General features: G+C 67.7%; 15 protein-coding genes. 4 read left to right on the top strand and 11 right to left on the bottom strand.

The window, feature by feature from the left end:
• Position 1 precedes the first annotated feature (1 nt).
• Positions 2-700, top strand: a complete 699-nt coding sequence (locus tag E7773_RS09085; RefSeq protein ID WP_293990338.1) for a DUF899 family protein — start codon at positions 2-4, stop codon at positions 698-700.
• On the opposite strand, the gene E7773_RS09080 is transcribed toward E7773_RS09085, so the two are convergent.
• From E7773_RS09080 to E7773_RS09045, 8 genes are all read right to left on the bottom strand, one after another.
• Complete coding sequence (locus tag E7773_RS09080) at positions 697-999, bottom strand: putative quinol monooxygenase (RefSeq protein ID WP_293990337.1); 303 nt, start codon at positions 997-999, stop codon at positions 697-699. The genes E7773_RS09085 and E7773_RS09080 overlap by 4 nt on opposite strands.
• A gap of 51 nt (positions 1,000-1,050) precedes the next feature.
• Complete coding sequence (locus E7773_RS09075) at positions 1,051-1,440, bottom strand: hypothetical protein (RefSeq protein ID WP_293990336.1); 390 nt, start codon at positions 1,438-1,440, stop codon at positions 1,051-1,053.
• Positions 1,441-1,481: 41 nt separating this feature from the next.
• Positions 1,482-2,975 (bottom strand): RNA polymerase factor sigma-54, encoded by a 1,494-nt coding sequence (gene rpoN, locus E7773_RS09070; protein ID WP_293990335.1) that lies wholly within the window; start codon positions 2,973-2,975, stop codon positions 1,482-1,484.
• A 2-nt stretch (positions 2,976-2,977) separates the two neighbouring features.
• Positions 2,978-3,754 carry an LPS export ABC transporter ATP-binding protein gene (gene lptB, locus E7773_RS09065; RefSeq protein WP_293990334.1) on the bottom strand — a complete coding sequence of 259 codons (777 nt, stop codon included), beginning with the start codon at positions 3,752-3,754 and terminating at the stop codon, positions 2,978-2,980.
• A gap of 146 nt (positions 3,755-3,900) precedes the next feature.
• Positions 3,901-4,407 (bottom strand): LptA/OstA family protein, encoded by a 507-nt coding sequence (locus tag E7773_RS09060; protein ID WP_293990333.1) that lies wholly within the window; start codon positions 4,405-4,407, stop codon positions 3,901-3,903.
• Between the two features lie 6 nt (positions 4,408-4,413).
• A complete protein-coding gene (gene lptC / locus E7773_RS09055) occupies positions 4,414-5,052 on the bottom strand; it encodes an LPS export ABC transporter periplasmic protein LptC (RefSeq protein ID WP_293990332.1) in 639 nt (212 codons plus the stop codon).
• Positions 5,045-5,665 carry a ribonuclease D gene (locus E7773_RS09050; protein ID WP_293990331.1) on the bottom strand — a complete coding sequence of 207 codons (621 nt, stop codon included), beginning with the start codon at positions 5,663-5,665 and terminating at the stop codon, positions 5,045-5,047. The genes lptC and E7773_RS09050 overlap by 8 nt, the downstream gene beginning before the upstream one ends.
• A 31-nt stretch (positions 5,666-5,696) precedes the next feature.
• Positions 5,697-6,494, bottom strand: coding sequence for a TerC family protein (locus E7773_RS09045; RefSeq protein ID WP_293990330.1), 798 nt, complete (start codon positions 6,492-6,494; stop codon positions 5,697-5,699).
• Between the two features lie 205 nt (positions 6,495-6,699).
• On the opposite strand from E7773_RS09045, the gene E7773_RS09040 reads away from it, so the two are divergent.
• Together E7773_RS09040 and E7773_RS09035 are read left to right on the top strand one after the other, a co-directional pair.
• On the top strand, positions 6,700-7,491 hold the full coding sequence (locus E7773_RS09040; protein ID WP_293990329.1) for a cold-shock protein: 792 nt from the start codon (positions 6,700-6,702) through the stop codon (positions 7,489-7,491).
• Positions 7,492-7,661: 170 nt separating this feature from the next.
• Positions 7,662-9,668: a beta-propeller domain-containing protein gene (locus E7773_RS09035; protein WP_293990328.1), complete on the top strand. Its 2,007-nt coding sequence runs from the start codon at positions 7,662-7,664 to the stop codon at positions 9,666-9,668.
• Here E7773_RS09035 and E7773_RS09030 read toward each other — a convergent pair.
• A complete protein-coding gene (locus E7773_RS09030; RefSeq protein ID WP_293990327.1) occupies positions 9,665-10,495 on the bottom strand; it encodes a DMT family transporter in 831 nt (276 codons plus the stop codon). The two genes, E7773_RS09035 and E7773_RS09030, sit on opposite strands and share 4 nt — an antisense overlap.
• Before the next feature lie 33 nt (positions 10,496-10,528).
• A complete protein-coding gene (locus E7773_RS09025) occupies positions 10,529-12,100 on the bottom strand; it encodes a cisplatin damage response ATP-dependent DNA ligase (protein ID WP_293990326.1) in 1,572 nt (523 codons plus the stop codon).
• A 65-nt stretch (positions 12,101-12,165) separates the two neighbouring features.
• Between E7773_RS09025 and E7773_RS09020 the strand changes: the two genes are divergently transcribed.
• Positions 12,166-12,981, top strand: coding sequence for a metallophosphoesterase (locus tag E7773_RS09020; RefSeq protein ID WP_293990325.1), 816 nt, complete (start codon positions 12,166-12,168; stop codon positions 12,979-12,981).
• A 25-nt stretch (positions 12,982-13,006) separates the two neighbouring features.
• Here E7773_RS09020 and E7773_RS09015 read toward each other — a convergent pair whose 3' ends face one another.
• Positions 13,007-13,552 carry a TMEM165/GDT1 family protein gene (locus E7773_RS09015; protein ID WP_293990324.1) on the bottom strand — a complete coding sequence of 182 codons (546 nt, stop codon included), beginning with the start codon at positions 13,550-13,552 and terminating at the stop codon, positions 13,007-13,009.
• Positions 13,553-13,563: the final 11 nt, after the last annotated feature.

The following is a 13,563-nucleotide window of genomic DNA, read 5'->3' as shown; positions in this document are numbered from 1 at the left end:
CATGGCCGACGACCTGATTCCGGCAAGCGAACTCGCCGCCAAGGCGCACCGCCCCTATCCGGGCGAAAGCGCCGCCTACACCAAGGCGCGGACCTCGCTGATCGCCGAGGAAATCGAGCTGCGCCGCCACCTCGAACGCGTCGCCGCACAGCGCCGCGCGCTCCCTGAGGCGCCGGTCGTGACCAAGGATTATGTGTTCGAAGGGAAGGACGGCCCGGTCCACCTCGCCGATCTATTCGAGGGGCACGATACGCTCGTCACCTATTGCTATATGTTCGGGCCGGAGCGCGAACGGCCGTGCCCGATGTGCACGCAATTCGTCGGCGCGCTCGCCGCGAACGCGCTCGATTTGCGGCAGAAAATCGGGCTGGCGGTGATCGCGCGCTCGCCGGTGTCGCGGCTGTACGATTTCGCCGAGGAGCGCGGCTGGCGCGGGCTGCCGCTGTTCAGCGACCCGACCGAGGCATTCGGGCGCGACCATCATGCGTGGCACGACGACGGCGACTGGCCGTCCTACGACGTGTTCACCAGGGACACGGACGGCACCATTCGCCATTTCTGGGGCAGCGAGCTGGGCGGGACGCAGGACCCGGGACAGGACCCTCGCGGCGCGCCGGAGATGTCGCCGCTGTGGAACGTGCTCGACACCATCCCCGCGGGTCGCGGAGTCGACTGGTACCCAAAAGTCGATTACGACTAGACGAGCGGCGGCAGCTTGGTCGCCTCGTACGCGGTGATCTTCTCGCTCGCGGACGAATGCTCGCGGAACGCGGCAAGCAATTCTTGCACCCCGGGCGTCGCGAAATGCGCCTGTAGCGCCGCGACGTCGCGCCATTCCTCGAAGAAGACGAGCTTCATCGGCTCCTCGCTGTCGATCCGCACCGCATGGCTGATGCACCCGTCCTCGGTGCGTGAGCGGTGGACGTGCGCTTGGGCGGCGTCGAGCAAGGCCTCGAAGCTGCCGGGCTTGGCGGTGACGCTGCCGGTGACGATGATCATGCCGCTCTCCCTCGCCCGACTGGCTAGGCCGATCGCGGCCGCGCGGTCAAATCAGGCGGCGATAGTGTCGGCATCGGGCGCGAGCAGCCAGGCCTCGGCCTCGCGGGCATCCTCGAAGCACCGCGCGACGCGTCGGTCGAGCGCGCGCATCAACTGGCTGCGCGCCAACGTCCGGCTCACCACGAACGCCAGCCGGCGCGAACGATAGGCCGGATCGGCGAGCAACGACTGAAACGCCGCGACCACATCCTGCGCCTGCACCTTCATGTCGCGCAGGTCGTTGAGCGTCAGGTGCTGGTTGCGCCCGCAGGTCAGCTTGGCGTGCTCGGCCGCGCGCGCCGCATAGAAAGCGTCGATGTCGGCGGGCGTGAAGAACCCGGACATCTTGATCCGGACGAGATCGCGGGCCGGGTCGGCGGCGACGGTGAAGTGCGCGGTCATAGCCCCGCGATAGCCGATAAGTTTTGCCGAATTACTAAGGCTTAGCCGACGCCTTCGAGCGCTTTCTGCCGCCGCCGCTGGACCGACGAACCGATCCCCATCGCCTCGCGGTATTTCGCCACCGTGCGCCGCGCGATGCCGAAGCCCTTGGCGTTGAGCATGTCGACCAAGGTGTCGTCCGACAGGATCGCCTTCGGATCTTCCGCGGTGATCAGCGCGCGGATCGCGGACTTGACGGCTTCCGCCGACACCGCGTCGCCGCCGTCGGCCGACTGGATCGCCGACGTGAAGAAATACTTCAGCTCGAACAGTCCGCGCGCGCAGCTGAGATATTTGTTCGAGGTGACGCGGCTGACGGTCGATTCGTGCATCTCGATCGCGTCGGCGACTTGTTTGAGCGTCATTGGCTTGAGATGCGCGACGCCGTGCAAGAAAAACGCTTCCTGCTGCTTCACGATCTCGCTCGCGACCTTGATGATCGTCCGCTGGCGCTGGTCGAGCGCTTTCACCAGCCAGTTGGCGCTGGCGAGCATGTCCGACAGCCACGCCTTCGACGCCTTGTCCTGCGGGCCCGACGACAGCTCGACATAATAGCTGCGGTTGACCAGCAGGCGCGGGAGCGTCGCGGCGTTGATCTCGATCGCCCAGCCGTCCTTACGCCGCGCGATGAACAGGTCCGGGGTCACCGCCTGCATCGCCTCGCCGCCGAATTTGCAGCCGGGCTTGGGGTCGTAATTGCGCAATTCGCGGATCATATCGGCAAGGTCTTCGTCGTCGACGTCGCACATCCGCTTCAATCGCGCGAGGTCGCCGCGCGCGACGAGGTCGAGGTTGTCGATCAGCCGCGCCATGCACGGATCGTAGCGGTCGGCCTCCTTTGCCTGGAGCGCGAGGCATTCGGCGAGGTCGCGCGCACCGACGCCGGTCGGGTCGAAGGTCTGGATGACCTTCAGCACGCGCTCGACCTCGTCGCGCGGCGCGTTCAGCCGGGTCGCGACATCGAGCAGCGGCGTGGTGAGGTACCCTGCCTCGTCGATCAGGTCGATCAGGTGCTGCGCCACGAACAGGTCGTGCCCGCTCAAAACTTCTCCGGCCTGCTGGAGCAAATGATCCGCGAGGCTGAGCGAGGTGTCGGCGAACGCGTCGAGGTCCGGCCCGTCCTCGGGCATCCCGCCCGACCCGCCGTTCATCCCGAGCGAGCCGTCCATCCCGGCCTGATCGGCGGCGCTGTCGTGGTGGAAGCTTTCCGCCGCGAAATCGACGTCGAGCGCCGCCTCGCCGCCACTGTCGCCGTTGAGCAAGGCGTCGGCGCTCGCCGGCTCGTCGCTCGCGGCGGCCTCGGGCTCGCGCTCCTGCGTCGGACCGTCATCTTCCTGCCCGACGCTGTCGAGCAGCGGGTTGCGCTCGATCTCCTCGGCGATGAACGTCTCGACCTCGAGATTGCTGAGCGCGAGCAGGCGGATCGCCTGCTGCAGCTGCGGCGTCATCACCAGCGATTGCGACTGCCGAAGATCGAGGCGAGGCGCGAGAGACATGGCTACAGCGTGAAACTCTCGCCGAGATACAGGCGGCGGACATTCTCGTCGGCGACGAGTTCCTGCGGGGTGCCGGCGAACAGCACGCGGCCATCGTAGATGATGTAGCCGCGGTCGACGATGTCGAGTGTCTCGCGCACGTTATGGTCGGTGATCAGCACGCCGATCCCGCGCTTCTTCAGTTCGACGATCAGGTCGCGAATGTCGCTGATCGACAGCGGGTCGATCCCGGCGAACGGCTCGTCGAGGAGCATGATCGACGGGTTCGCCGCGAGCGCGCGCGCGATCTCCGCCCGCCGCCGCTCGCCGCCCGACAGTGCCATCGCGGGTGCATCGCGCAGCCGCGTCAGCCCGAATTCGTCGAGCAATTGATCGAGCCGCGCCGCGCGCGCCGCCTTGTCGGGCTCGGCGAGCTCGAGCACCGCGAGGATGTTCTTTTCGACCGACAGACCACGGAAGATCGAGGTTTCCTGCGGCAAATAGCCGAGCCCGAGGATCGCGCGCCGGTACATCGGCAGCCCGGTGATATCGTCGCCGTCGAGCATGATGCGGCCCGAATCGGGTTTCACCAGCCCCATCACCGAATAGAAGCAGGTCGTCTTGCCCGCGCCGTTGGGGCCGAGCAGCCCGATCACCTCGCCCTTGCCGACCGACACCGACACGTCGGAGAGTACGACGCGCTTGTCGTACGACTTGGCGATCGACACCACCGACAGCCCGTCCATCCGGGGAGCTTCGGCGATCGGATCGATCGCGTCGAGGGTGGTCGTCTGGTCCATACCGGCTCCCGATTTGCCCGCGTCTTGGTTAGCGAATGGTTACCGCCTGGCCAATTGGCAAGCTTCGTGCATGGCGCACGCCGAATTCATGCCCGCAGCGCGGCGCAAAGGGAAGCGCCACGCGACGATTTCGCCGAAATTTGTGCTTACTGGTTGCGTTTGGGAGCGGAGAACGTCCCGGTGACCCGCCCGCCCGACGAGCCGCCCGACCCGTCGATCACCGCGCGCCCGGTGTCGAGATTGATCGTCAGGCGGTTGCCGTTCACGGTGTTGGCGCCCTGCGTCAGCCGGACGCCGCCGAGCATGATGATCGTCCGCCGGCCGAGATCGTACACGCCGTACGACCCGCTCGCGCGCTGATCGGGCCGAGTCACGACGACCCCGCCCGATGCGTCGATCCGCGATGCCTGCGGCGACCCGCCGCTTAGCGCCTTGCCCGAATAGGTGACGGTCACGCGCGACGCGGTCAGCGTCATCTCGGCCTGCTTGATGATGACCCCGCCCGACAGGATCGCGCGCCCCTGCTGATCCTGGAGCTCGGCGTGCGGCGCGTCGAAACTGATCGGCGCGTTGGTGTCGTGCCGCTGCTGCGCGGGCGCCGCGACGCTGGCGGTCAGGGCGGCGAGGGCGATGAGGCGAAGGGCGATGCGCATGGCGGGCTATTTCGCGCGTCGCGGCATGATGCGCAAGCGCGCATGGCCGTTGAGGCTGACCGAGCGATTGTCGAGGTCGGCGGTCATCGAATCGGCGGTGAAGGTACCCTGCGGCACCGTGCCCGACACGCCGTTGCTGCCCATCATCGTCTTCTTCTTCATGTCGACCGTCGCGGCGTTGCCCTGCAGGCTGTACCCGTTGGGCCCGGCGAAGGTGATCGGCCCGGCGACCTCGACTTGCTGGTTGATCGGGTTGAACTTGCCGCTCGGCGCCTGCAGCGTCGCAAGGCCGTTGGGCAATTGCATCTTCGCCTCCAGCTGCTGCATGTCGACGATCGGTTCGGCAGCGCTTTTTTGCAGCGCGCTTTGCGCGGTCAGCACGAACGGCCGGCCCTTGTCGTCCTGCCCGCGATAGTTCGCGGCCTCGACCTTGAGGCGCTCCTTGGAGACTTCGACCTTGTTCTTGTCGAGCACGAAGCTGACGTCGCCACCCGAGGTCAGCGGCAGGAACACCATCAACGCCGCGACCACGCCGACCGCCGACGGCAGGACGACGCGGAGCACCGCGACGAGGTGATCGTGCGCGCTCCCGGGTGCGGCCCAATGCTGGCGCTCGGACCGCTTCCTGGCGGCCAGTTTAGACATGCGCGAAGATATCGACCTCGGGCCAGCCGGCGAGGTCGAGCTCGGCGCGCCACGGCAGGAAATCGAAGCACGCCTGGGCCAGCTCGGTGCGGCCTTCGCGCGCCAGGCGGCGATCGAGCTCGTCGCGCATCCTGTGGAGATAGCGCACGTCGGAGGCGGCATAATCCTTCTGCGCGTCGCTCAAATCGGCCCCGCCCCAGTCGGACGATTGCTGCTGCTTCGAGATATCCTGACCGAGCAGTTCGCGGACGAGCTCCTTCAACCCGTGCCGGTCGGTATAGGTGCGCACCAGCCGCGACGCGGTCTTGGTGCAATAGACCGGGGCGGCGGTGACGCCGAGATAGTGCTTGATCGCGGCGAGATCGAACCGCGCGAAATGATAGAGCTTGTCGCGTCCGGGGTCCGCAAGCAGCGCCTTCAGATTGGGCGCGGCATAGTCGCTGCCGGCCGCAAAGCGCACCAGATGCTCATCGGGTCCGCCGTCCGACAGCTGGACCAGGCACAGCCGGTCGCGTGGGGTGATCAGCCCCATAGTCTCGGTATCGACCGCGATCGCCGCGCCGGGCGCGAACAGGTCGGCCGGAATGTCTTCCTCGTGCAGATGAACCGTCATCGCGCGGCCTTAACGCCTTGGCGATGAACGCTCAATGGCTGGTACCGTTACCGCCATGGCGTTCCGCCGCGCGCCGGCGCCAGATATTGAGCGTCTCGACCGCCGCCGAGAACGCCATAGCGGTGTAGACATAGCCCTTGGGCACATGGACGCCGAACCCGTCGGCGATCAGCACCAGCCCGATCATCAGCAGGAAGCCGAGCGCGAGCATCACTACGCTCGGGTTGCGGTTGATGAAATTGGCGAGTGGGTCGGCGGCGAGCAGCATCACGCCGACCGCCACCACCACCGCCGCGATCATGATCGGCAATTCGTCGGTCATCCCCACCGCGGTCAGGATCGAATCGATCGAGAAGACGAGGTCGAGGAGCACGATCTGCGCGATCGCGGCGCCGAAGCTCAGCGTCTTGCGGCTGCCGGTCTTGTCGAACGCCGAATCGGACTCGGCCGGGTCGACGCTGTGGTGGATCTCGGTCGTCGCCTTGTAGAGCAGGAACACGCCACCCGCGATCAGGATCAGGTCGCGCACCGAAAACCTTGTCTCGAAACTCGGATTGCCGTGCGAATCGGGCGCGCCGGCCAGCCCCAGGTCGAATACCGGCTTCACCATCCCGACGATCCAGAAGATCGAGAACAGCAGCGCGATTCGCATGACTAGCGCGAGCCCAAGCCCGATTCGCCGCGTCCGCGCGCGCTGCGCCTCGGGCAATTTGTTCGACAGGATCGCGACGAACACGAGGTTGTCGATACCGAGCACGACCTCCATCACGATCAGCGTCAGCAACGCCGCCCAGGCGGCGGGATCGAACAGGAGGTGAAGGATCGACATGCCCCGGGCTGTGCCGTCTCGGCAACGCCTGCGCAAGTTTCGCGATGACAAGCGCGGGAACGGAGACGAATTTGTTCGCGGCATCCGGTATTTTGGGCTAAGGAACGCTAGCGGCGCTGTTGTTTGCGTCCGAAGGACTGCGTCCGTCGTCCGGCGTGTTGGTCCTTGAATGGGATTTTGGGCGGACCGGAAAGACGAACAGGGCATGAGTTTCGATAAAGGTGGCCGCGGTAACCGTGGTGGGCGCGGCCGCGACAAGCGCGACAATTTCGGCGGTGACGATTTTGGCGGCGGCGGCGGTGATTTCGGTGGCGGCGGCTTCGGCGGCGGTGACCGGTTCGGCGGCGGTGGCGGCTATGGCGGCGGTGGCGGTGGCTATCGCGGCGGTGGTGGCGGCGGCTTCGGCGGCGGCGGCGGTGGATTCCGCGGTGGCGGTGGCGGCGGCTTCCGTGGCGGCGGCGGTGGCGGCATGCCCCCGCAGGTCGTCGGCGAAGGCACCGGCGTGGTCAAATTCTTCAACGCGCAAAAGGGCTTCGGCTTCGTCGTTCGCGATGACGGCGGCGAGGACGTCTTCGTCCACATCAGCGCGGTCGAGCAGGCCGGGCTGACCGGCCTGGCCGAAGGTCAGCCGCTCGGCTTCACCCTGGTCGATCGCGGCGGGCGCATCTCGGCGACCGACCTCAAGATCGAGGGCGAGCCGCTCCCGGTGACCGACCGCGGCCCGCCGCGCGATCGCGACGAGGGCCCGCGCGGTGGCGGTGGCGGTGGCCGCGAGCTGACCGGCGAGAAGGCGACCGGCACGGTCAAGTTCTTCAACGCGATGAAGGGCTTCGGCTTCATCCAGCGCGACGACGGCCAACCCGATGCGTTCGTCCACATCTCCGCGGTGGAACGCGCCGGCATGACCAACCTCAATGAAGGCGACCGGCTCGAGTTCGAGCTCGAGGTCGACAATCGCCGCGGCAAATATGCGGCGGTGAACCTGACCGCGATCTGATCTTTCCCCGAGCGGGGATGAGAAGCCCGGCGCGAGCGATCGCGCCGGGCTTTTTCATATCCTCTCGCGGAAGGGGAAGGATCGCCAAACAACGTTATCCTGTATCATTCGCTTGCCGTTCAGGTTCGCGGCCCTAGGCTCGTCACTCGAGGCTGTAAGGGGAGTCCGAGATGATCGCTCGAATCGTCCGGTCGGCAATCGCCGTCACGTTGCTGATCGCCGCCGGCACCGCCGAATCGGCGCGGACCGATCCCAACGCGAAACTGTTCGACGGCCGGGCCGGGCCGGTGCTCCAGCGCTTCACGTCCGAAGCCGCGTTCCGCCGCTACCTCAAAAGCCTCGTCCCCGATCGCCGCGTATATGAAACGGTGCCGCCGCCCCCCGCGCCGGTCGTGGCACCCGCCGCACCGCCGCCACCTTCGGCTCCCGCGCCGATGGCGGACAAGTCGGCCGGCGCGATCGTCGTCACCGGCAGCCGTGTCGCCAACCCCAACATCACCAACAACCAGAATGTCGGGGTCGACGAAGGCGGGATCGTCAAGCAGATCGGCAATTATCTGGTCGTGCTGCAGGACGGGCGCGTGTTCAGCGTCGATCTCGGCCCGGGCGAGGGCGCGCCGCTGCGCCTCGCCGACCGCATCGACGTCTATCGCAGCGAGGAAAAGGCGGCGAGCTGGTACGACGAGATGCTCGTGCTCGGCGACCGCATCCTCGTCACCGCGTACAACTACAATGAAGAAGCGAGCGAGATCACCGTGCTCCGGATGGCGCCCGACGGGCGGCTGCGCCGCGAGGGGCGCTATCTGATCAGCTCGAACGATTATTATTCGACCGACAATTACGCGACTCGGCTGATCGGCGACACGCTCGTCATCTACACGCCGGTCGATCTGTCCGACGGCGACCAGGGTTTCAAATACCCGCGCGTCCGCCGCGCCGACGGCGATGGCGAGGCCGACCGCGGCAAGGCGCTGCTGAGCGCGACCGACATCTACGCGCCGCCCGGCAAGATCGACGATCCGGTGCTCCACGCCGTCTCGTTCTGCCCGCTCAAGGCCGGGCTGCAATGCCGCACCACGGCGTTCGTCGGGCCGGAAATGCGCGAATTCTACCTCTCGCCGACCGACGCCTTCCTGTGGATCGGCGCGCCGAGCGGCAACCCGTGGGGGATCGATTACGGCAACATGCGCCGCAAGGCCTGCCGCGCGGGCGAGGAATGGCGCGACCGCGGCGCCGATGCGGCGTTGCTCTACAAGATTCCGGTCAGCGGTGCGCCGATCGGCGCGGTCGCGGTCGAGGGCGTGCCGTCGGACCAGTTCGCGTTCGACGCGGCGGGCGGGCATCTGCGCGCCTTGCTCGGGCGCGTGTCGGGCGATTGCGCGCCGTACGACGCGGCCAAGCCGCTGGCGCTGCTCGACGTGCCGCTATCGGCGTTTTCGGCGCGCATCCGCCACATCGCGCCGGCGGTCTATGCCCCGCTGCCGCCGATCGAGGGCGGGCAGCTCGAGAATCGCTTCGTCGGCGACTGGCTGGTCTATGGCGGGCGCACCGGGTGGGATTCGAGCGCGCCCGACGACTCGAAGCCGCCGGTCACAACGAGCCTCTACGCCGTGCCCGTCGCGCGGCCCTGGGCGACCACCAGGCTCACCATCCCGCACAATGCGATCCGGATCGAGCGCACCGGCAACGACGCGATGGTCAGCGGCTATCGCGACGCCAAGGGGCTGTCGATCAGCTACGTCAGCCTGGCCGGTCGTCCGCGCATCGCCTCGACCGTCTTGCTCGCCAGCCGGTTCGAGAGCGAGGGCCGCAGCCACGCGTTCAACGCCTGGGTGAGGCCCGACGACAGCGGGCTGCTCGGCCTCCCCACCACGGTACGCGAATGGCGCAGCGGGCGCGGCTGGTCTGACAGCAATGCCTCGGCGCTGTCGTTCATCGGGTTCGATCGCGCCAAGCAGCTCGACCCTGCGGGCGAGCTGGTGCCCGGCGACGGCAAGCCAGCGAACGGCTATGCTTGCGCGGTGTCGTGCATCGACTGGTACGGCAATTCGCGGCCGATCTTCACCGGCGGACGGATCCTCGCGCTGATGGGCACCGACCTGGTCGAAGGACAGATGGACAAGGGCCGCATCCGCGAGATCGGGCGAGTCGATCTGACCGGGAAACCGCGCCGCTAGCTGAGGATCAACGCTGCCCCGGCCAGAATGCCGAGCACCGCGAATATGCGGCTGGCGGTCGCGCGCTCCTTCAGGAAAACGACGGCGATGATCAGCGCGGTGACCATCCCCGTTTCGCGCAACGCGGCGAGCGGCGCGGTCGGGCCGAGCGACAGCGCGTAGAGCGCTAGGCCATAGGTCACGATCGACAGCGCCCCCGCGATGACACATGGCCGCCACGCCGCGCGCATATCGGCGAACACGCGGCCCCTCGTCGCGACCGCGAAGATCGCCACGCTCTCGATCCCGATCAGTACGAAATCCCACACGATATAGGCGAAGGGCGAGGGCGCGGCGCGGACGCCATGTGCATCGGCGACGGTATAGAGCGCGGTCGTGCTCCCCGTCGTCACCGCCCAGCCGAGCGCCTGGCGGCCGAGATGGCGGTGGAACACGAGCGCGAATAGCGCCGCGCCGATCAGCGCAATTCCCGCCGCCACCGGCAGCGCGAGATGCTCGCCGAACACCGCCACGCTGATCGCCGCGGTGAGGAGCGGCGCGGTCCCGCGCATCGCCGGATAGGCGGCGGAGAAATCCGCCGCCTCGTAGGTGCGGATCATCGCGTAGAGATAGAGCAGGTGAACGACCGCGCTCGCCGCGAGCCAGCCCCACGCGCCGGTCGGCCACGGCACCAGCAACGCCGCCGGCAACAAGATCACCGCGCTCGACCCGTCGGTCGCGGCGCGCGACGCCATCTTGCTCCTGCCGCCCTTGATGATCGCGTTGACCACCGCGTGGATCGAGCCCGAGGCAATCATCAGCAATGGAGCGAGGGTGGCGGGGGTCACGTCAAACGCCGCTAGGGTGTCGCGTTCACGCTGTCACGTCACCATGCGCTTGAGCGTCTCGAGCCGGTCGGCCTCCGCCGCCGGCTTGTCGGTGCGGATGCGGTGGATTCGGGGAAAGCGCATCGCGACCCCCGATTTGTGGCGCTTCGATTCGTGGATCGAATCGAACGCGACTTCGAGCACCAGCGTTTTCTCGACCTCGCGCACTGGCCCGAAGCGATTGAGCGTATGGTTGCGCACGAAGCCGTCGAGCATCTTCAATTCGTCGTCGGTGATTCCCGAATAGGCCTTGCCCACCGGGAGCAGCTCGCCGTCGTCGGTCCAGCAGCCGAAGGTGTAATCGCTGTAATAGGACGAGCGCCGTCCGTTGCCGCGCTGCGCGTACATCATCACGCAATCGGCGGTGAGCGGGTCGCGCTTCCATTTGTACCATAGACCGGTGCGCCTGCCGGCGACGTAATCCGAATCGCGGCGCTTGAGCATGACGCCCTCGATCGCCGCATCGCGCGCGCCGGCGCGGATTTCCTCCAGCGTGTCGAAATCCGCGGCGTCGATCAATGCGCTGACGTCGAACCGGTCGGGGTCGAGTTGCTGAGCGAACGCTTCCAGCCGAGCGCGCCGCTCGGTCCAGGGCAGCGGGCGCAGATCCTCCGCGCCGTCGAACAATATGTCGTAGAGCCGGACGAACGCCGGATAGTCGTCGAGCATCTTGCCCGACACGACCTTGCGCCCGAGCCGCTGTTGCAAGGCATTGAAGCTTGCCGCCTCACCACCCTGAAACTCACCCTTCACCATCAGCTCGCCGTCGAGCACGCCGGGTGTCGCGAACGCGCTCGCCACGTCGGGGAAGCTGCCGGTGATGTCGTCGCCCGCGCGGCTGTAGAGCCGGGTCTCGCCGGCCACGTGCACCAATTGCACGCGGATGCCGTCCCACTTCCACTCGGCGGCATAGTCCTTGAGGTCGACGCGCAATTCCTCGAGCGGGTGCGCGAGCATGAACGGGCGGAACACCGGCACGTCGGCGGCGGTCGGCTGCTCCCCGCGGCCCTCGACCCAGTCGAACAGCTCGGCGTAGGGCGGGCGGATCGCGTGCCACACCTCCTCGACGCCATCGACCTCGACCCCGAACGCATTGGCGAGCGCGGTCTTGGCGAGCCGCGCCGACACGCCGATGCGCAAAGCCCCCGTCGCCATCTTGAGCAAGGCGAATCGTTCCTCGGCATCCATCCGGTCGAGCATGCCGGCAAGCGCGGCGGGCGCGTCCGACCGCGACAGGCTGTTGAGCGTATCGACCACGGTCGCCACCGATAGGGGCTCGCCCGCGCCATCGTCGGCGCCCGGCCATAGCAAGGCGATCGTCTCCGCGGTATCGCCGACATAATCGCGGCTCATGCGGAACAGCACAGGATCGACCCGCGCCTCGATCAGCCCGCGGATCACGGCCGGCTTCACCGCGGGCAGATCGAGATCGCCGGTCAGCGCCGCCATCGCCCAGCCGCGGTCGGGATCGGGCGTGCTTTTGAGATAATCGCCGATCAGCTTGAGCTTGGCGTTGCGCGATCGCGTGTAGATCAGCGAATCGAGGAGCTGCGCGAAGGCGTGCATGGCCTTCTCAACTTGGGCGCTCCGGGGGAGTTCCGCCAGCCATCGCGGCACGCTACCGTCGGGCGATGCGCAAACTGCTGATCGCCGTGTTCGCCCTTGCCCTGCTCGGCGTCGGCGTCCTCCTGTACGCGCTGGCGGAAGCGCGGCGCGATCCGGTGGTGCGCACCGCGACGCTTTCGCTGCCCGGCTGGCCGGCGGGCGCGAAGCCGGTGCGCGCGGTGCTGATCAGCGACATCCACATCGGCAGCCACGCGATGGACGCCGAGCGGCTGACGCGGATCGTCGCGCAGATCGATGCGCTCCGGCCCGATATCGTGTTCATCGCGGGCGACATGATCAACGGCAACGCGCCTAACAGCGCGGCGGCGATCGGTTCGGCGCTGGTCGCGCCGCTGTCCGGGTTGAAGGCGCCGCTCGGCGTGGTGGCGATGCTCGGCAACCACGACAATTGGACGGGGCCGGCGGCGGTGCGCGCCGAGTTCCGCCGCGCGGGGATCACGGTGCTCCAGAACCAGGCGATCGTGCGCGGGCCGCTGGCGATCGGGGTGGTCGGCGATCGTTTCTCGCGGCATGCGAACTTGCCCGCGACGATCGCCGCAATGGCTCCGCTGATCGGCGGCCGCGTGTTCCTGACACACTCGCCGAGCATCGTGCCGCGCCTTCCCAACGGCAGCGTGCTGCTCGCCGGGCACACGCATTGCGGGCAAGTGCGCATCCTCGGCTGGTCGCCGGGGCGGCAGCCGTACGAAAGGCGCTATCGCTGCGGGATCATCCGTGAGGGCACGCGCACCGTCGTCGTGACCGCCGGGCTCGGCACCAGCGGGCCGCCGGTGCGGCTGGGTGTGCCGCCAGACCTGTGGCTGTTGACGCTCGGGCCTTAGGATCGGCCGCGTGAGCGGATCAAACTCAAATCAACCGCAGCGCCGACACGGTCAACCATGCGCCGGCGATCAGCAATACGCCGCCGATCGTCCAGTCGATCGCGCGGCGCGGGCGATCGCGCCATAGCATCTCGCCCGCGACCGCCGCTGCCGTCAGCACGACGAAGCTGCCGATGAACCCGCCCACTCCGGCCAGCGCCGGCACGCCCCCCGCCGCCACCGCGAAGGTCGCGAACATCGTGCGGTCGCCGAGGCCGGTGGCGATCAGCTTGCTCGTGATCGCGACGAACGGGTTGCCCGGGTTATCGACCTTGACCGGTTTGCGTGGCCACACTGCCCCGCCGCCCGCCATCAGCAGCGAGAAAGCGAAGAGCAGCCGTGCCGCGTTGATCGTCAGGTGCGGCGCGACGAGGAAACCGGAGATCGCCGCGACGCTCTGCGTGACGATCAACGCCAGCAACGCGCCGAGCATGACCGTGCCGGTGCGCTTGGAGCGTTCGGCGACGATCGCCGTGATGTCGGTGGAATTGTCGGTCGCCCGGATCAGCAGCGCCGCGACCAGCGCCGCCATCAACGAATCCA

It is taken from the genome of Sphingomonas sp. (assembly GCF_004799495.1).
Taxonomy (GTDB): domain Bacteria; phylum Pseudomonadota; class Alphaproteobacteria; order Sphingomonadales; family Sphingomonadaceae; genus Sphingomonas.
This window is presented reverse-complemented; position numbering and strand designations above follow the sequence as displayed.